14 protein-coding genes and 1 pseudogene are annotated in these 18,106 nt (G+C 69.8%); 7 read left to right on the plus strand and 8 right to left on the minus strand.

What is annotated here, in order from left to right; translation table 11 throughout:
- Positions 1-1,172: 1,172 nt before the first annotated feature.
- Positions 1,173-3,887: an aconitate hydratase AcnA gene (gene acnA, locus ABZ714_RS21365; protein WP_358826859.1), complete on the minus strand. Its 2,715-nt coding sequence runs from the start codon at positions 3,885-3,887 to the stop codon at positions 1,173-1,175.
- A 732-nt stretch (positions 3,888-4,619) separates the two neighbouring features.
- On the opposite strand from acnA, the gene ABZ714_RS21370 reads away from it, so the two are divergent.
- The 4 genes from ABZ714_RS21370 (at position 4,620) to ABZ714_RS21385 (ending at position 8,207) form a co-directional block, all read left to right on the plus strand.
- Complete coding sequence (locus tag ABZ714_RS21370; RefSeq protein ID WP_358826860.1) at positions 4,620-6,149, plus strand: UDP-N-acetylglucosamine 1-carboxyvinyltransferase; 1,530 nt, start codon at positions 4,620-4,622, stop codon at positions 6,147-6,149.
- An 80-nt stretch (positions 6,150-6,229) separates the two neighbouring features.
- Positions 6,230-6,490 (plus strand): GTP cyclohydrolase I, encoded by a 261-nt coding sequence (locus tag ABZ714_RS21375; protein WP_358826908.1) that lies wholly within the window; start codon positions 6,230-6,232, stop codon positions 6,488-6,490.
- A 574-nt stretch (positions 6,491-7,064) separates the two neighbouring features.
- Positions 7,065-7,466: a tail fiber domain-containing protein gene (locus ABZ714_RS21380; RefSeq protein ID WP_358826861.1), complete on the plus strand. Its 402-nt coding sequence runs from the start codon at positions 7,065-7,067 to the stop codon at positions 7,464-7,466.
- A 153-nt stretch (positions 7,467-7,619) separates the two neighbouring features.
- Positions 7,620-8,207 carry an RICIN domain-containing protein gene (locus ABZ714_RS21385; protein ID WP_358826862.1) on the plus strand — a complete coding sequence of 196 codons (588 nt, stop codon included), beginning with the start codon at positions 7,620-7,622 and terminating at the stop codon, positions 8,205-8,207.
- Between the two features lie 416 nt (positions 8,208-8,623).
- Here ABZ714_RS21385 and ABZ714_RS21390 read toward each other — a convergent pair whose 3' ends face one another.
- Positions 8,624-9,640: a serine protease gene (locus tag ABZ714_RS21390; protein ID WP_358826863.1), complete on the minus strand. Its 1,017-nt coding sequence runs from the start codon at positions 9,638-9,640 to the stop codon at positions 8,624-8,626.
- Positions 9,641-10,373: 733 nt separating this feature from the next.
- On the opposite strand from ABZ714_RS21390, the gene ABZ714_RS21395 reads away from it, so the two are divergent.
- The gene (locus ABZ714_RS21395) at positions 10,374-10,949 is read left to right on the plus strand and encodes an RICIN domain-containing protein (RefSeq protein ID WP_358826864.1); all 576 of its coding nucleotides are present in this window, start codon (positions 10,374-10,376) and stop codon (positions 10,947-10,949) included.
- Between the two features lie 413 nt (positions 10,950-11,362).
- On the opposite strand, the gene ABZ714_RS21400 is transcribed toward ABZ714_RS21395, so the two are convergent.
- Positions 11,363-11,740: a hypothetical protein gene (locus ABZ714_RS21400; protein ID WP_358826865.1), complete on the minus strand. Its 378-nt coding sequence runs from the start codon at positions 11,738-11,740 to the stop codon at positions 11,363-11,365.
- A gap of 680 nt (positions 11,741-12,420) precedes the next feature.
- Between ABZ714_RS21400 and ABZ714_RS21405 the strand changes: the two genes are divergently transcribed.
- Together ABZ714_RS21405 and ABZ714_RS21410 are read left to right on the plus strand one after the other, a co-directional pair.
- Complete coding sequence (locus tag ABZ714_RS21405) at positions 12,421-12,954, plus strand: RICIN domain-containing protein (RefSeq protein WP_358826866.1); 534 nt, start codon at positions 12,421-12,423, stop codon at positions 12,952-12,954.
- 564 nt (positions 12,955-13,518) lie between these two features.
- Positions 13,519-13,709, plus strand: a pseudogene (locus ABZ714_RS21410) (integrase core domain-containing protein); the annotation flags it as partial.
- Between the two features lie 51 nt (positions 13,710-13,760).
- On the opposite strand, the gene ABZ714_RS21415 reads toward ABZ714_RS21410, so the two are convergent.
- The 5 genes from ABZ714_RS21415 to ABZ714_RS21435 all read right to left on the minus strand — a co-directional run bounded on the left by ABZ714_RS21415 (position 13,761) and on the right by ABZ714_RS21435 (position 17,691).
- Positions 13,761-13,904: a hypothetical protein gene (locus tag ABZ714_RS21415; RefSeq protein ID WP_358826913.1), complete on the minus strand. Its 144-nt coding sequence runs from the start codon at positions 13,902-13,904 to the stop codon at positions 13,761-13,763.
- Between the two features lie 227 nt (positions 13,905-14,131).
- Positions 14,132-14,638: a MarR family transcriptional regulator gene (locus ABZ714_RS21420; protein ID WP_358826867.1), complete on the minus strand. Its 507-nt coding sequence runs from the start codon at positions 14,636-14,638 to the stop codon at positions 14,132-14,134.
- Between the two features lie 46 nt (positions 14,639-14,684).
- Positions 14,685-15,110, minus strand: a complete 426-nt coding sequence (locus tag ABZ714_RS21425) for an STAS domain-containing protein (protein ID WP_358826868.1) — start codon at positions 15,108-15,110, stop codon at positions 14,685-14,687.
- Positions 15,107-16,198, minus strand: coding sequence for a cobalamin-dependent protein (locus ABZ714_RS21430; RefSeq protein WP_358826869.1), 1,092 nt, complete (start codon positions 16,196-16,198; stop codon positions 15,107-15,109). The genes ABZ714_RS21425 and ABZ714_RS21430 overlap by 4 nt, the downstream gene beginning before the upstream one ends.
- Positions 16,195-17,691 (minus strand): SpoIIE family protein phosphatase, encoded by a 1,497-nt coding sequence (locus tag ABZ714_RS21435; RefSeq protein WP_358826870.1) that lies wholly within the window; start codon positions 17,689-17,691, stop codon positions 16,195-16,197. Before ABZ714_RS21435 ends, ABZ714_RS21430 begins: the two co-directional genes overlap by 4 nt.
- Positions 17,692-18,106: the final 415 nt, after the last annotated feature.

Here is an 18,106-nt window from a genome sequence, read left to right on the forward strand (position 1 = left end):
GGGCTCCGCACACCGCGGTGAATTGCTGTGATTTCCCGCAGGAAACTCAGTAAAGCTTGGGTAGTGCACCTTTCTTCGGGAGCCCCGGCGGTGGTCATCGCGTTAACGGCACACGGCGGCCCACCCGCCCGTTCCCCCTGGCCCGGGCGGTGTCGTCGGACACCCGCTCGGACGCCGACAGGTATAGTCCACTTCCCTCAGGGGGAGCAAGATCAAGAGCAAGGTTCATCGTCAGTCTTTCCCTAGTTGAGACCGTACGGATATCTCCCCCGCCCCGGACGTGGGACATCCCGCTGACACCCGCCTGACATGCGAAGGCGGGTATGACCAGATCGTTCTTGGCGGAATGGCTGATTCCAAGCACATCGCGCCGCTATTGCGCCCCGACATCGCACCGGCACTCTTGACACGGCCGGGCACCCGCCTCCGCATTGGGTCGCTCCGGGCATTCGGACAACGTTGCCAATATCCCGATCACCATGATCGACAGCCCTTCCGCGCCCCGGCCGATCCGCCGCCGGAGCAGAGCAATAGCGGGAAAGACGGGGCGGACGGAAAGAAACGGCTATCAAGCCCCAAGAGTGCATTCGACGGGGGAATTCGGGCACTGCCGGAGAACGGATCGCCGGGGTTCACCGAGACTCACCGGGGCGACGAATGCCGTGATTCGGGCGGACCGCAGGAGGACGCGGCCGATCCACACCGGTGCGAAAGTGGCTGGAAATAGCTGTGCGACCGGTCGGATTTCGATGGTGATCCCGGGGCGGAACGTGCCCCGGTCCGGCTCGGAGCGCCTCCGGTTCCCGGTCGCGTACGCCCCTGGTCCGGCACCCCGCACCCGGCCCCGGACGCCCGCTTCGGGCCCCGTTGACCTCCGCCGCCCCGGCCGTACGAACCCCGTACGGGCCCTGGTGTCCGGCCTCAGGGGCTGCTGTGTCCGGCCGTACGGCGGCCCGGAACCGGACTCTTGGATCCGGGCCCGACACGGGCCCGGTACGGCGTCCGGGGCGCCCCCGGACGCACCCCGGAGGCGCCCGGGAGGCTCCCCTTTTCCCGGCCCTCGGGCACGCCTCTGCGGGCACGGCGAAGGGCCGCACCCCCGGGAGTTCGCCCCGGGGATACGGCCCTCGTCGTACCGGTACTCGGGTCGCGGACCGTGGTCCGCGACCGCGTCAGCCGCGGATCAGGTTCCGCAGGACGTACTGCATGATGCCGCCGTTGCGGTAGTAGTCCGCCTCGCCGGGGGTGTCGATCCGGACGACCGCGTCGAACTCCACGCCGGTGTCGGTGGTGACCTTGACGGTGCGCGGGGTGGTGCCGTTGTTCAGCTCGGTCACACCGGTGAAGGAGAAGGTCTCCTCGCCGGTCAGGCCCAGGGCCTCGGCGCTCGCGCCCTCCGGGAACTGGAGCGGGAGGACACCCATGCCGATCAGGTTCGAGCGGTGGATACGCTCGTACGACTCGGCGATGACGGCCTTGACGCCGAGCAGCGCGGTGCCCTTGGCGGCCCAGTCGCGGGACGAGCCGGAGCCGTACTCCTTGCCCGCCAGGATCGCCAGCGGGGTGCCCTGCTCGATGTAGTTGCGGGAGGCGTCGTAGATGAACGACACCGGCGCGTCCGCCTGGGTGAAGTCGCGGGTGAAGCCGCCCTCGGTGCCCGGCGCGATCTGGTTCCGCAGCCGGATGTTGGCGAAGGTGCCGCGGATCATGACCTCGTGGTTGCCCCGGCGGGAACCGTAGGAGTTGAAGTCGCGGCGCTCGACGCCGTGCTCCGTGAGGTACTTGCCGGCCGGGGTGTCGGCCTTGATGGCACCGGCCGGGGAGATGTGGTCGGTGGTGACCGAGTCGCCCAGCTTGGCGAGCACCCGGGCGCCGACGATGTCGGTGACCGGGGACGGCTCCATCGCCATGCCCTCGAAGTACGGGGGCTTGCGGACGTAGGTGGACTCGGCGTCCCACTCGAAGGTGTTGCCGGTCGGGATCGGCAGCGCCTGCCACTGGGCGTCTCCGGCGAAGACGTCCTGGTAGGACTTGTTGAACATGTCCTCGCCGATGGCGTTGGCGACGACGTCGTTCACCTCGGCCTCGGAGGGCCAGATGTCCTGGAGGTAGACCGGCTTGCCGTCCTGGTCGATGCCCAGGGCGTCCCGGGTGATGTCGACCTTCATGGAACCGGCGAGGGCGTAGGCGACGACCAGCGGAGGGGACGCCAGGTAGTTCATCTTGACGTCGGGGTTGATCCGGCCCTCGAAGTTGCGGTTGCCGGAGAGCACCGAGGTGACGGCCAGGTCGTGCTCGTTGACGGCCTTGGAGACCTCCTCCGGCAGCGGGCCGGAGTTCCCGATGCAGGTGGTGCAGCCGTAGCCGACCAGGTTGAAGCCGACCTTGTCGAGGTAGGGGGTCAGGCCCGCCTTGTCGAAGTAGTCGGTGACGACCTTGGAGCCCGGGGCGAGGGTCGTCTTCACCCACGGCTTGCGGGTGAGGCCCTTCTCGACCGCCTTCTTCGCCACCAGGGCGGCGGCGACCATCACGTACGGGTTGGAGGTGTTGGTGCAGGAGGTGATCGCGGCGACGGTGACGGCACCGTGGTCGATCTCGTACGTCGACCCGTCGGGGGCCGTGACCAGCGTCGGGCGCGACGGCACACCGTTGGCGGCGGCCGGGGCGTCGGAGGCCGGGAAGGACTCCTTGCCCGCCTCCTCGTCGTCGTCGACGTAGTTGCGGACGTCCTGGGCGAACTGCTCGGCGGCGTTCGCCAGCACGATCCGGTCCTGCGGGCGCTTCGGACCGGCGATCGACGGGACGACCGTGGAGAGGTCCAGCTCCAGCTTCTCCGAGAAGTCGGGCTCGGCGGCCGGGTCCAGCCAGAGGCCCTGCTCCTTGGCGTACGCCTCGACCAGCGCGACCTGCTGCGCGGAGCGGCCGGTCAGACGCAGGTAGTTCAGCGTCTCGCCGTCGATCGGGAAGATCGCGGCGGTGGAGCCGAACTCGGGGGACATATTGCCGATCGTGGCGCGGTTGGCGAGCGACGTGGCGGCCACGCCCTCACCGTAGAACTCCACGAACTTGCCGACGACACCGTGCTTGCGCAGCATCTCGGTGATGGTGAGCACCAGGTCGGTGGCGGTGGTGCCGGGGGTCAGCTCGCCGGTCAGCTTGAAGCCGACGACCCGCGGGATGAGCATGGAGACCGGCTGGCCGAGCATCGCGGCCTCGGCCTCGATGCCGCCGACGCCCCAGCCGAGCACACCGAGGCCGTTGACCATGGTGGTGTGGGAGTCGGTGCCGACGAGGGTGTCCGGGTACGCCTGGCCGTTGCGGACCATGACCGTACGGGCCAGGTGCTCGATGTTCACCTGGTGGACGATGCCGGTGCCGGGCGGGACGACCTTGAACTCGTCGAAGGCGGTCTGGCCCCAGCGCAGGAACTGGTAGCGCTCCTTGTTGCGGCCGTACTCCAGCTCGACGTTCTGGGCGAACGAGTCGCGGGTGCCGAACTTGTCGGCGATGACGGAGTGGTCGATCACCAGCTCGGCCGGGGCCAGCGGGTTGATCTTCGCCGGGTCGCCGCCCAGCTCCTTGACGGCCTCGCGCATGGTGGCGAGGTCGACGACACAGGGGACACCGGTGAAGTCCTGCATGATGACGCGGGCCGGCGTGAACTGGATCTCCTGGCTCGGCTGGGCCTGGGAGTCCCAGCCACCGAGCGCCCGGATGTGGTCGGCGGTGATGTTCGCGCCGTCCTCGGTGCGGAGCAGATTCTCCAGCAGCACCTTCAGGCTGTAGGGCAGCCGCGCGGAGCCCTCGACCTTGTCCAGCCGGAAGATTTCGTACGACTCGTCGCCCACGCGCAGCGTGCTGCGGGCGTCGAAGCTGTTCGCCGACACGACAGTCTCCTTCATCAATGTGCGCGTACTACGTCATGCTGCCGCCATGGCCCCTCATCGATCCGCTAAGGTAGGGCTTAGTTAGGTAACCCTTACCGGGATGGCGACTGCGGTACGCCCGGGCAGTTATCTCGATGTCGAGATAACTCTAGTACATCGCCGCGTCGCGGTCATGCGCGGGCACCCCCGTGGCGCCTCACGGGGGTGCCCCCGCATGCCCGCGCACGCCCTCGACCTGGGACCCCGGCGGCCGGGGCGTACTCGGTCACACCCGGCGGACGGCGACGCACCCTCCCCGCCACCCCGGCCGCGAGTGGCGGCCACGCCCCGCCCCGGGGCGTACGGCGGCACCCGGAACACCACCCCTACGCGGCATCCGGTACGTGACATCCGGCATGCCCCGCCCCTCCATGCCCCTAGGGATAAATCCGACAGGCTCCGCCATATGAGGATGACTCCCTCGCCCCTCCCCTTCGACTTATCGGGATCACTCGAACAAAAGGTGACACCCTCCCCTGCTCCCGGATGGCGGAATTCTTCCCCTTCGATCCGGCCGGGAATAGCCTGTCCGGCAAGGGGCAGAAGTCCGGGACCACCCGAACGGTCCGCCCGGGTTGCCGCGACGCCGCCGCCGACGGAGCGTCAGAAGCGCGGCGGACGCGGCGCGTAGGGCTCACCCGGTTGACACCCCCAACGCGCGCCTCATCTCATATCTGAGATAACCTCTACCGCATGGCAGACGACTACCTCGTACGCATCGGCAGGCTCATCCGTGACGCCCGACAGCATCGCGGCTGGACACAGAGCCAACTCGCCGAAGCGCTCGGCACCAGCCAGAGTGCGGTCAATCGCATTGAACGCGGTAACCAGAACATCAGCCTTGAGATGATCGCGCGCATCGGCGAAGCGCTCGACAGTGAAATCGTCTCCCTGGGGTACGCGGGCCCCATGCATCTGCGTGTGGTCGGCGGACGGCGCCTCTCCGGCGCGATCGACGTCAAGACGAGCAAGAACGCCTGTGTCGCCCTGCTCTGCGGCTCCCTCCTCAACAAGGGCCGTACGGTGCTGCGCCGGGTCGCCCGGATCGAGGAGGTCTACCGGCTTCTGGAGGTCCTCAACTCGATCGGTGTCCGGACCCGCTGGATCAACGAGGGCATGGATCTCGAGATCGTGCCCCCGGCCCGGCTGGACCTGGACGCCATCGACGCCGACGCCGCCCGCCGGACCCGTTCGATCATCATGTTCCTCGGGCCGCTGCTGCACCGGGTGGACAACTTCCGGCTGCCGTACGCGGGCGGCTGCGATCTGGGCACCCGCACCATCGAGCCGCATATGATCGCGCTCCGCCGCTTCGGGCTCGACATCACCGCGACCGAGGGCCTCTACCACGCCCGGGTCGAACGCCCCGCCACCGCCGGACGGCCCATCGTCCTGACCGAACGCGGCGACACGGTGACCGAGAACGCGCTGCTGGCCGCCGCCCGCCACGACGGCGTCACGGTCATCCGCAACGCCTCCTCCAACTACATGGTCCAGGACCTCTGCTTCTTCCTGGAGGCGCTCGGCGTCGAGGTCGAGGGCATCGGCACCACGACCCTCACCGTGCACGGCGTCCCCACCATCGACGTGGACGTCGACTACTCCCCCTCCGAGGACCCGGTCGAGGCGATGAGCCTGCTGGCCGCCGCCGTGGTCACCGAGTCCGAGCTGACGATCCGCCGGGTCCCGATCGAGTTCCTGGAGATCGAGCTGGCGGTCCTGGAGGAGATGGGCCTCGACCACGACCGCTCCACCGAGTACACGGCGGACAACGGCCGCACCCGCCTGGTCGACCTGACGGTACGCCCCTCCAAACTGGAGGCGCCCATCGACAAGATCCACCCGATGCCGTTCCCCGGCCTGAACATCGACAACGTCCCGTTCTTCGCCGCGATCGCGGCGACGGCCCAGGGCCAGACCCTGATCCACGACTGGGTCTACGACAACCGGGCGATCTACCTCACCGACCTCAACCGCCTCGGCGGCCGGCTCCAGCTCCTCGACCCCCACCGCGTCCTGGTCGAGGGACCCACCCGCTGGCGCGCCGCCGAGATGATGTGCCCGCCCGCCCTGCGCCCCGCGGTGGTGGTCCTGCTCGCGATGATGGCCGCCGAGGGCACCTCCGTACTGCGGAACGTCTACGTCATCAACCGCGGCTACGAGGAGTTGGCCGAGCGGCTGAACTCGGTGGGCGCGCAGATCGAGATCTTCCGCGACATTTGACATATGGGCGCCGCCGCACCCCCACTTGACCTGCTGAAACGTAGGTCAAGTGGGGGTGCGGCGGCGTCTGTGGGACTTCTCTGGGACTTTGGGGCCCCTGGGGCGTTTCCGGGCCCCCGCCGGCTAGCCGAACGGCTCACGAGTCCGCGACCGTAGGCGGGGACGAGCTCGTCATCGTCTCCGGGATCACCGTGAACTCCCTGTGCGAGCACTACCTCCAGCCCATGACCCTCACCGTGAGCGCCGGATACCGGCCCGCCGGGCGGGTGATCGGGCTGTCGAAGATCGCGCGGTTCGCCGTGGCGCACGGCCACCGGCTCCGGTTACCGAACGGATCGTGAACGGCGTCGCCGCCGACCCGCTGAAGGCGACCGGCTCGCCTGATGCGGCGGTGCCCGCGTCCGGGAGCCATGGTGGCGTGAGCGCCCGCGGCATCCGCGCCACCGGGGCCGTGAAGACGCCGTCAGACAAGCAAGCGGGCTGCCTTGCCTGGTCCGACACTCGCCCCGTAGGCCGCCCACGTCCGCCGAACCACCCCTGAGGGACGCTGCTGCCGACGGCCAACGAGAGGAAGGAGAAGCCCCAGCCCGGCCTCCGTGCCACTGACCAAGGAGCCTCCGGAGGTGAACGCCTGCGGATTCACCCGACCGGGCGAACTCTTGTCGCACCGCGCCCTCCGCCGGACCGCGCGCCGCCTACCGTGAGCCGTTCGTGCAAGCACAGCAAAAGTAGAAAGAGAACGGAGAGCCGCCCATGAGCTGGATCGAGACTGTCATCGCCCTCGGCGTCAGCCCGATTCTCGTCGGACTCGCCTCGAATCGTGGGGTGAAGCACGGCATCACGCCCATCTCCTGACACCGACGCCCCTCTTGCCGCCGGTGGGCGGCCTGTCACCGCCCGCCGGCAGGAGTGTTCATGCGCATCATCGCCAACGTCCGCGGCATCGTCTCGACGTTCTTCGGACCCCGCCCCCCGAGGACCGAGCGAACCGAACCCCTCACCCGGGCACAGATCCTCGCCCTCCTCGACGAACTCCCCATCAGCGAATGGCGCTACGACTGGGACCCCGACAGCCTCCACATCGGCCCCATGGCCCAGGACTGGCACGCCGCCTTCGGCTACGGCAAACGCGACACCACCATCGACACCGTCGACGCCCAGGGCGTACTCATCGCCGCGGTACAGGAACTGTCCCGACGCGTACAGCAACTCGAAGAACACCACACCCCGGACACCCCCAACGCCCCACCACACCACAGACCCGACCACCCCACAGCGTCCGCGCCCGCCACAACCGCTCCCGCGGAGCGCCCATGAGCGACGCCGATGCGATCCGCCCGATCATCATCGGTGGCCCGACTCCCTTCATCGTCGCCTTCTGACAGGGCCGCCGTCAGGACTTCCCCCCGGCTCCGCGGCACAGGGCCGTGCGGCCCTTCTTCGCCGCCCCCACTGTCATAGGAGCAAGACATGAACCGCATGTCCGCCACTGCCCGACCCGTGTTCAGGGCAGCGGTCGTCCTGGCCGCCCTGACCGCCCTCGGACCGGGCATGGTGCCGACGGCCGCAGCCGAGACCGCCGTGCGAGCGGGTACGTACACGGTGAGCGTGCTGCACTCGGGCAAATGCCTCGGCCCCCGGGGCAACAGCGCCGCGGACGGCGCTCTGATCGTGCAGCAGCCCTGCGACGGGCGTCCCTCCCAGCGGGTCACCCTTGTCGCGACCGGCGGATACGAGCCGAACACCTTCCTGTTCAGAACCGCGTCCGGGAAGTGCTGGGACGTCCAGGGCGACAGCAAGGACTCCTACACCCCGATCATCCAGCACACCTGCCACGGCCGGTGGAACCAGTGGTTCACCCCGCACGACGACCAGCACCCCTGGACCGGGAGCGTCCTGCGCACCGGCACCGGCGGCTGGACCGACCGCGACCGCTGGCGCGTCCTCCACGTATACAACGCGAGCACCGCCGACGACACCCACCTCATCCAGTACGCCCCCCACAACTCCTGGGGCGCGGGGGCGAAGAACGACACCTTCCTCTTCCACCCCGCCTGACCGGCGGGAGGGGGAGCGTGGCCGCCCCGTCGGCAGAGCCCCGGCCCCGCCCGCAGGCGCGCGGGGGAAGCGGGGACCACTCCCCCGCTCGGGGAAGTTCCGGACTGTCCGCGAACGCCCGCAGGAGATCGACGACGCGGACGGCGTCCGACACCACCGGCGCGAGTGATTTCCCGCCACGGCAGCGACGGCCGCCCCCGAACGGGGCGGCCGTCGTCGTGAGTGCCGTACATACGAAGCCCCCTCAAGGGAACGGCGGCCCGCGGAGGGGGACGCCGGTCCCGGCCGTGTGACGCGGCGGTGGGTTCGGCGTTCCGCGGACCGGACTCGGTGTCCCTCGCGAGCAGGCCCGGCCCCGGGCGGATCACGGTGGGCCGGGGCGGGAGCGGTGCTCCTCCTCGGGGTTCCTGTTCTGGTCAGATGCCGGTTTTGGCGTTGATCCAGGACCGGTACGCGCCGGTGTTGGTGTAGACGGACGGGTAGTTGCCGCTGCAGTTGGAGACGCCCCAGCTGACGATGCCGATCACCCTGCCGTTCCGGGCCAGCGGGCCCCCGCTGTCGCCCTGGCACGCGGAGATACCCGAACCGCGGTCGAAGGTGCACAGATGGTTGACCAGGCTCAGGTTCCCATCCGGCCAGCGCAGCCGGCAGCTGGCGACGGGCAGGACGCTGACCGTGGCGTGCTGGAGGATGTCCGCCCTCGGGCCGCCCGCCGTGGTCCGTCCCCAGCCGGTCAGGATCGCGCTGCCACCGAGGAGATCGGGGAGGTCAGGGAGTGCGATCGGCTGGATCTTCGGGGTGAAGTAATACGGTTCACTCAGCTTCAGGAGCGCGATGTCGTTCGGCAGCCCGGCGGCGGAACCGTTGTAGCCCTCGTGACGGATCGTTTCCTGCACATTCCGGAATTCGCCGAGGTATTGAAGAGGCAGGTTGTTCGCCCCGGCGTACACCCGCAGATCGCCGGCTGTCGACTCCAGGCAGTGGGCCGCGGTCAGCACCCACCGGGCGCCGATGATCGACCCGCCGCAGATGTGGTACCACCCAGTGGAATACCTGGCCTGTAGCGAGACCTGATACGGGTACGCGCCGTCAGGAGCGTCCGACCCGCCCACGACCTGCGTCCCAGGAGGTCGCGGCGGCTCCTCGTCCGGGGACACACCCACGGGCGCGCCCGTCCCGCCCGTGATCCGCGCAACCGGCGACGACGCCCGCTCCAGCGGCGGTTCCGGTGGCGATGCCGCTGATGCCGTACCCGTCAGGCCGGCGGCCAGTAACACCGCCACCACAGCCGGAACCACCCGCCCCGGCCAACCCCTCGACAACCTCATACCCACTCCCCTTCCCCCCTGTCCAGCCGCGTCTCCCGGACGGGACACGCCCCTGTCCGGGGGTGACGGAACACGCCACACCCCGCAATCCACGACCCTCCGCATCGGGCACTTCACCGCCCACCGGCCGGCCACGGAATCCGCTCGCGCCAACCGCACGCACGGCCCCGCACCTCATGCCGCGGTCTTCATCCCCGTCAACGACAGAAGAGATGGGCGCGCCGACACAGCGCCGACCTGCTCGAACACGCTCACCGGAAGTACGCCTTTCAGAAAAGCGACTGATACCCACAACTCTCCACCCGGCAGCACCCCGCACCGGCCACGCACTCGCTCAAACCACCCGCACGAGGGAAACCCCCGCCCGGCCCGGGCCGATGCACCCGCGCATGGCCACGCCCGCGCGGACAACCCACGACACCCCCGGCTACCCAGACCCGTCGCAGGGGCACAGCACGGAGCAGCGGCCGGCGGGCCGGCGGAGAGGTGTGCGGAGTGGGAGCGTTCCCGGCTGTTGTCCCGGTGCCCTGGTGCCGACGAGGCCCGACTGGCGGCTTCCACTATCCCTGGCACTTGTTGATCGCGGGCATCTGCGCTCCTGGCGCTGCGGCTCGGAGCCTCGCCGGTTCCGGGACAGACGACGGGCGGCGCGGGTGCGCGATGGCGCGGGTGTCTGTCGTACGGGTGTTCCGCGTCCACTCGAAAGGGGCCGTTCCGCGCCCGTCTCCACAGAGGGTTCGCTCGTCATACTTCATATCCGCGTAGTGGAATGCCGGGTTCACCTGATTCCCGGACCTGCCGCAGTTGACCCTCATCGTCCCTTGTGGAGAGTGTGCCCTTGTCTCGTTCCCTCATCCTCCGGTCCGCCGTCTTCGGCCTCGTGTCGGTCGCCCTCGCCGGCGTGGGAGCCACCGCGCCCGCCACCGCCACGCCCGCGCAGAGCAAGGCAGTTGCGGGGGTTGCCCCCGGCGCCTACACCATCCGCGCGCTCCACTCCGGGAAGTGCTTCGCGCCCCAGGACGGCAGCACCTCGGACGGTGTCCTGATCGTGCAGCAGACCTGCGACGGCAGCGCCGCCCAGCGCGTCACCCTCCAGCAGTTCACCGACCCCAACCACCCCCAGCGGTTCCGCTTCGTGACCGGCGCCGGCAAATGCTGGAACGTCGAAGGAGGCTCACCGCTCCCCTACAAGAGGATCATCCAGTACCCCTGCCAGGCCGTCTACAACGAGGCGTTCGACCTCCACGGCTACCACCCCTGGGGCGGATCGCAGATCGCCCCCCTGAACCACAACAGCTTCTGCCTCCACGTCCGCAACGCCACCACCGCTGACGGCGCCGACATCATCCAACTGCCCTGCAACGTCCCCGGCAGCGGGGCCCGGAACGACACGTTCACCTTCGTACCCGCCTGACCAACCCACCGCACCCCCTCCCGTCCGCACTCCCGCATCCGGCCAGGGGCTTCCGGCTCTCGCAAGTGGGGAGCCGGTCAATACCCCTGCCGGAGCCGCGGGACCTGGTACCCGTCGTGGAGGCGGATCGAAAGAGAACCGGGTCGATTCCCGCGCGAGCAGGGGCGAACGGTTGGCACCCTCGCCTACCACGAGGCCGGGGACCTCAAGGAGTATTCCTCACCCGCCCCCTACCGGGGCTCCCGTCAAGAAGACGGCGGGCGTCAGCGCTTCCAGACGGTCGCACGCCAGGTCGTCGCGTTACCGGCGCCATCGGTGCCGACGGCGAATCCGGCGCTCACTCCGGCGTCGTTGATCCCGAACGCCGCGGCGTAGGGACCGAGAGACGAAGGCGGCAGCGGGACGGCCGTACCTCAGACTTCCACAACAGGGCCTTGTCCAAAGCGGGGTTGCCGGGCCGGCGGCCACACATACCCGACGGCCGTACCCTGGTTGTTGATCGACAGTACCTCCCCGGCCGCTTCCGCCGGATTGGCGAGCACTGTCCGGGTAGTGACCGCGTTCCAGCGGGCCGGGTAGCCGTTCGGGTTGTTCTTCAGCGAAGCCTCCACCGCGGTCCCCGCCCGGTTGACGTCGTATCCCCGCCCGAGCTCGGCGTCGCGGACAGTGCCGTCGGGCGCCCACACCAGAGCCCGGTCGTACCGCATGCTCCCGGCAAGCCGCCCGTGACCGAGGACCACACCGTTGCCGGTGATCCGGCTCGCCCGGGCCCCGACGAAGTCCGGCCGCATCGGTCAATCCTCGTACGCTCGACGGCCCCCGGCCCACCGCGCCCGATGCGGCCCTCCGAGAACTGACCGCAGGCAACCGGCGCTGGCGCACCCTCCACGAGCAGCAGCCGTACGAGACGCATACGGTCCGGCGGGAAGCGGTCTCCGGGACAGCACGCCCTTGAGGAAGTACGTCTGCCGCGCTCCGCCCGCCGCGTCGGGGCCGGTAACAGGGCGTCGATCCGCGAGCGCCAGTCGGCCGGGAGCGCGGTCCCCCGGTTCCCGAGCGCCGCCCACGGCCCCTCGCTCAGCGCGCGTCCCTGCTCCCAGTCGTAGCGCTCCACGTCGTCGTCCCGGGAGAACAGGCTCTGGAGGGCCTCTCCGGGGCGGGACAGCACCGGCCCGGAGTCGCTGTGAGCCAGCCGGCGGACATTGCGCGGCTTCGGCACGGTGGTGCTGAGCCGGTCCGGGCCGGCCAGACGCTGCTCGCTGATCAGGGCACCCTGTGTGCCCCGTCCGAACAGCAGCCGGCACTCGCCACCCGCTGCATACGACCGGCGTGGGGCGTGGGTGGCCTGAATGGCGCTCTGTTCGACGCCGGGGCGGGGTCCCTACTGTGTCCGGCGCACATCCTTCCGCCCCGGAATCGCGGGGCGGTCCGCTGTCCCGTCCAGACGGCGGGACCGTACGCGGGAGGGCACATGGCTCGGTTCAAGGATCTTGACGCGACGTTCGAGGCCCCGGACGGTGAGCTCTACATTTCCCTGGCGTCCCATCCGAATCTGGTGTGGGACATGCCCCGTTTCTCCACCACGGCGGGCACCACTCCCATCCTCTACACCCGTAACAACGGCGCGAACCAGCGGTGGCGCTTCGAGATCCACCACGCCGGAACCGTGTACACGTTCTTCAACATCATCAACGTCCACAGCGGCCTGGCGCTCGCCCTCCAGCCGGACAACACCATCAGCCAGCAAGTCCGGGTGAATCCCAGCTCACAGACCCAACAGCAGTCCTGGGTCATGGGCTACCCGGGCTCCAGGGGCAACACATTCGAACCGGCCAGGCCCGCCGAGCCGCATCCCACCGGCTCAACCGGTACACGCCTACGTGTCCACGGCGCGAGGGGAGGCGGCGGCCCCGTCGACGCGGCCCACGCCGTCTCCGGCACCCCGATAACCCTCAACCTCTGGGAGAATTTCGAAACCGGCTGGACCTTCACCGCCGCAACCTGACACCACCCGCTCGTGTCACCCCGTACCGCGGAATCCGCGGCCGCCGCCCCCCGCTACACCGCGCGGGGTAGGCACCGTCAGAGCGCCCGGGGAATGGGTGTCGGTCATGGACGTCCAGCGTCGACAGCCCCGACGGGCACCCTCGCTCACGACCGCGGGCCGGGCTCGGCAGCGCGACACCGCTTCATCGCGGTTCCGTGGGACCCGTGGTGCGCCAGAGCTGGACCAGGGATCAGAAGTGGTCCAGACCATGCCTCGATCAGGAGTGGGCCCGCCCGGCGAACCAGGCGGGGGGGCGCGCTGCGGCGGGTGGGGTCAGCCCCCTGGGACAGGTCCTTCGCACGGGAGTGGCCCGACTGCTTCGCCACGTCCCGGCTCGCGCCGTCGTTGCGGCGCGCCGCACGGCGCGGGGCTCTGGCCACCTGGCGATTCCGGCCGGGCGTCGTCATCACGCACGACGCACTCGGGGAGATGACCGGGTTCCCTGTCAAGTTCTTCTGTTCAGCTTCTGGAGACCCGTGGCTTCACGTAGCTTTCGCCGCTGAGAAGACCACTGCCACCGCGTCGATCGGCTCCAGCGCGGACAACGCCGCCGCGGAAAGCCCCAACGCCGCCTTCAAGAGGGACACGCTCGAAGGCCGCAAGCCTGGTCGAGCGAGCGTGAGGCCAGACTCCACGCCTTCCGCTGGCTGACTCGACACAACACCCGCCGCCGGCACTCCCGCCTCGGCCGGCGATCCCCGATCGCCTACGAGAACGCCCTCCGACCAGCAGCGACTACCCGGCCCGAGCCGCATAGACCATGTTCAACGTCCAGGGGCAAGGCCCTCCAGGTCCCGGCCCCCGTCATCGCGAAGGCGCTCGGTCACCACGACAAGCTCGGCATCAGCCTTGAACAGCATGGTTACGCCCTGCTCAGCCAGCGCTTCCATGATCGCTACAACGTCCACCGGTCCCCCTCCGGAAGTGCCTCGGACACACCACAGCTTCACTAACCCGCTCCTGGCCCGCGTCCATGCCGGCCAGGAGGAGATTCGCGGCGACTGTGGGGCTTTTCTGGGACTTTGGGCGTGCGACGGGCCAAGGGCCCTGCCGGCTGCCCTCAGGGCCCCTTTTTCGGTGAGTTCCGGGGCCTCGGCACCGGTCATCCCGGCCGGCGCCGGGAACCGGACGGATGTCAGGCCGTGGTGTGGGCGCCGGGCTCGGTGCGTTGCCTGCCGTCGGTGGCGGCGAGCTGCACCGCCAGTTCAGTGAGACCTCGTGCCAGCGCTCGCCGTTTGCTCGCCGGCATGTCGTGGATGGCTTGGTGAAGCGCGGTCTCGCGCTGCTCGCGGATGCGCTGGAGGTGTTCTTTTCCGGCGCGGCTGAGCCGGAGGGTGACTTCACGTCCGCTGTCCGGGCAGGGGAGACGTTCGAGGAAGCCGATGGCTTGGAGGCGGTCGCACATGCGGCTGACGCTCGGGGGCGAGGAGGCCAGCAGGCGGCAGACGGTCCGCATCTTGATGCCGTCCTGCCGGTCGACGACATGCATCAGCCGCATCTGAGGAAGAGAGGCGGGCGCGGTCACCTGCGCGGTGGCGTCTTGTGACCGCTCCCACAGGACGCCGAGGAGTTCGGCGATGCTATGGGCGCTCTGGGCGGTCCGAGAGCGGGTTCCGCCGGGTGCGGCTTCGGGTGCGGACATGGCTTCCCCGTGGGTGGATGCCCTGCCGGGGTCGGCGGGGCATGGTTCAGGTGGTGCCGTCCGGTCCGCTGGGGCGGGCCGCTTGCGCCTCCCCCGTGGTCGGCGGGGAGTGTGTCGTGCTGTGGTGCGAGGCGTCGCCGGTGGGAGGTGTCACCGTGAAGTAGTCCAGCGTACCGGTGATGTCGAGGAGCCGGTCCAGTATCGCCGGTCGGTCGTCCAGGTGCAGACGCGCTCCGGCCGCGGCGGTGCGGCGGCCGATCATCAGCAGGATCGACAGGCCCATGGAGTCGACGACGCCGATCTCGGCGCAGTGCAGATGAAGCTCTTTCAGGCCGGGCCGGGCCGAAAGCTCGTCGGTGACCTCGTCCAGGAGGAGGTCGGCTGTGTCGTAGTCGAGGTCTCCGGTGATCTCTATGCGAACCGTGTCCGCGGTGTCGATGGTGGTCAGTTGAAGGGCGGAAGGCTGTGTCATGCGTGTGTTCCAGCGGTGGAGCGGTCGGCGGTCAGGGCTTCGACACCGCGCCGAAGGGTGCGGGAGGCCCGGGGGAAGTCTTCGAGCTCATGGGCGAGGAGCTTCAGTGCGGGCGGAAGGGACTCTGCGAGCGCCCCTCGGGCTCGCAGGATGCGGGCGGTCCAGGTGATGTAGCGGGTGAAGAGGTCGTCGTCGTCGAGGTAGAGGGCGGTGGCGAGGAACTCCACGATGTGCGCGAGGTCCTCCGCCGTGCGTTCGCGCCGCGTCTCGTCATAGCCGCGCATGGCGGGGAAGGCGTCCTGAAGTCCGGAGAGGGCGATCCGCACCAGCGAGGCACTGCTGCGGGCGACCATCGTGTATTCCTGGTCGGCCAGGTGCGGCAGGTCGTCGACCTGCTGGTGGTCGGCCTGCGGGCGCGCCAGCGGCGCCTCGGCGAGCCGGTCGGCCGCGGCACGGGCGTCCGGAGCCCACGCCTGGGCGCCCAGGAGTTTCGCATAGCGACCGTCGGCGCCGAACGCGGCGCCGCCGACCAGGACCGGAACGCCCACGGCCTGGCAGGCCGTGATCGCCGCGTGCGCCGTGGGCAGCCGGGTGGCGATCGAGCTGGACAGGGCGACCGCGTCGGCCTTCGTGGTGTGCAGGTGGGCGATGAGGTGCGGGGAGGGGACCTGCGCGCCGAGGTAGTCGACCTGCCAGCCGCGCAGCTTCAGCACCTCGGCCACCAGCCGGGCGGGCAGAGCGTGCCACTCACCGTCCACGCAGGCCACCGTGATCCGCCCCCGGCAGACAGGGGTACGGGCGGCGGGGTGCAGGGCGAGCGCGGTGACGGCTCGTTCGTTGATGGAGGTCGCGGCGTGCTCCTGCGCGACGCTGATGCGGTTGGCGGCCCATTCCTCGCCGACGGTGCCCTGGACCGCGGCGATGACGTCCAGCAGGACGGCCTCGGGGTCGAGGCCGTCGTCCAGGGCGCCCAGGACGATGCCGGTGGCGGTGTGTTCGTCGCCGGCCGCCACAGCCGTCCACAGTTCGCCGGTCAGCTCCCGTATGCGCTCACTGTCCGGGAGGCGGGGCGGGGTATGTGTGCTCATGCGGTGAACCTGCCCCGGGTGTGGCCGTTCACCGCGCTCAGATGATGGGTGCGGGGCGCGGAGATCGCGAGGACGGCCATGTCGTCGTGGCGACGGCTGCCGAGCCACTGCGAGGCGAGCATCTGGATGTGTTCCACGATGCCCTCGGCCGGCATCCCGGCGCATCCGGCGAGGGCACGCTGGAGGCGTTCCTCGCCGAAGAGGGTGTCGCCCAGCGGGCCGCCTTTGGCCTCGGTGATGCCGTCGGTGTAGAGGATGCAGGACTCGCCGGGGGCCAGAGTGACGACCGCGGTGCGGGCGCGGACATCCGGCAGGACCCCGACCAGGGTGCCGCGGGTGTCGGCTGTCTGGACCGTCCCGTCCGCGCGGATGATCAGCGGGTTCGGATGGCCGGCGCTGGTCAGCCGTACCTGGACCTCGTTGCCCCGGCGGGCGGCGGAGGCGAGCACCAGTGTCGCGAACCGGGTGTGGTGGGAGTTGAGCAGCGCGGTGTTGAGCAGGGTGAGCATCCGCTGGTGGTCGTCGGCCAAGGGCAGCAGGGCATGCAGGGTGTTGCGGATCTTGCCGGTGAGGACGGCGGCTTCCAGACCTTTCCCGCACACATCGCCCAGCGTCACCAGCGAGGGCTCGCCCTCCACGGTGGCGCGGTGTACGTCGTAGAAGTCCCCGCCGACGCGTTCGTGGTCGGCCGAGGGACGGTAGCTTCCGGCGAAGTCCACGCCGGAGATCTGGTGCAGAGCCGGGGGCAGCAGCTCCCGCATGAGCACCTCGGTGATGGCCGTCTGCTCCGCGTACAGGCGGGCCGCCGACATCGCCGCCCCCGAACGTGCGGCGAACAGGCGAGCGAAGACCTCCTCCTCTTCGGTGAAGGCGGCGCTCCCCTCCTTGCGCAGCATCACCAGCGCGCCGGCCGGTACCCCGTGCCCGGGCAGCGGAGTGATCACCATCGCCCCGATGGGACCGAAATCCTCGGGAATCATCCAGGCCGGAGCGGTGGCAGGGTCGATCCACCGGGAGGGCACCGGCGGAAACCCGCGCAGGGCCTCACCGAGACCGGGCACCTCATCGGGGTCGACCGCTGCCTGCGTGGAAACGGGGATGCCGCCACGCAGGCACGTCACCACGGGGAGCCGACGGCCGCGGGTCGGCGCGATGGCCAGGGCCGCGTCGGCGAGGTTCTCGGCGGCCAACTGCGCTGTCACGTCCATGCAGCGCGCCAGGTTGAGTGAGGAGAGCAGAGTGCTGGACGCCTTCGCGAGGAAAGCGGTCCGCTCCCGCTCCATGTGCAGGGCCTCGCGGGCCAGCTGGTGATCCGTGTCGTCCACCAGCCACCACGCCACCATGCCGTCGTCCCGCATGCTGGGGTGCGCCTCGAAGCGGCGCGCTTCGATCACACCGGAAAGCGGTACGTCCGACTCGTGGGCGGCCCGCGGGCCGCCCGGACACATCGCCTGGTGAGCCGCGGCCAGCCAGTCCGGTGCCACGTCGGCCATGCGGCACCCCTGCCGGGCCGCGGGCAGAAGCGCCCGTGCCGCGCCGTTGCACTCGACGACAAGGCCCGCCGCGTCAGCTACCAGAACCGGGTAGGGGGCACGGCCCCATGGAAAGTCCGGCTCCGTGTCCGGGACGGTCTGCGTTCGGGTGGAGACCAAAGATCGAGGACCCGCTGGGCGAATCCCTCACCTCACCAACTCAATCGGAATCATTTCCTTCAGGCAACGATCCCTCACGGGTCATCCTTCTGACAACCCGCCCCCTCCCACACCCCTTGATCTGCACACATGTGAAGAAGCCGAGCGGACAGGCCGCTCCGCCGCACGACATCTCCGGTGCGGCCGTGCCGAACGTGGATCCCGGTCACGTGCGGGCGGTCCACGGGGGCGAGACCCCTCGGGTCGGTGAAAGGCG

Source organism: Streptomyces sp. NPDC006798 (assembly GCF_040635975.1).
Classification (GTDB): Bacteria; Actinomycetota; Actinomycetes; order Streptomycetales; family Streptomycetaceae; genus Streptomyces.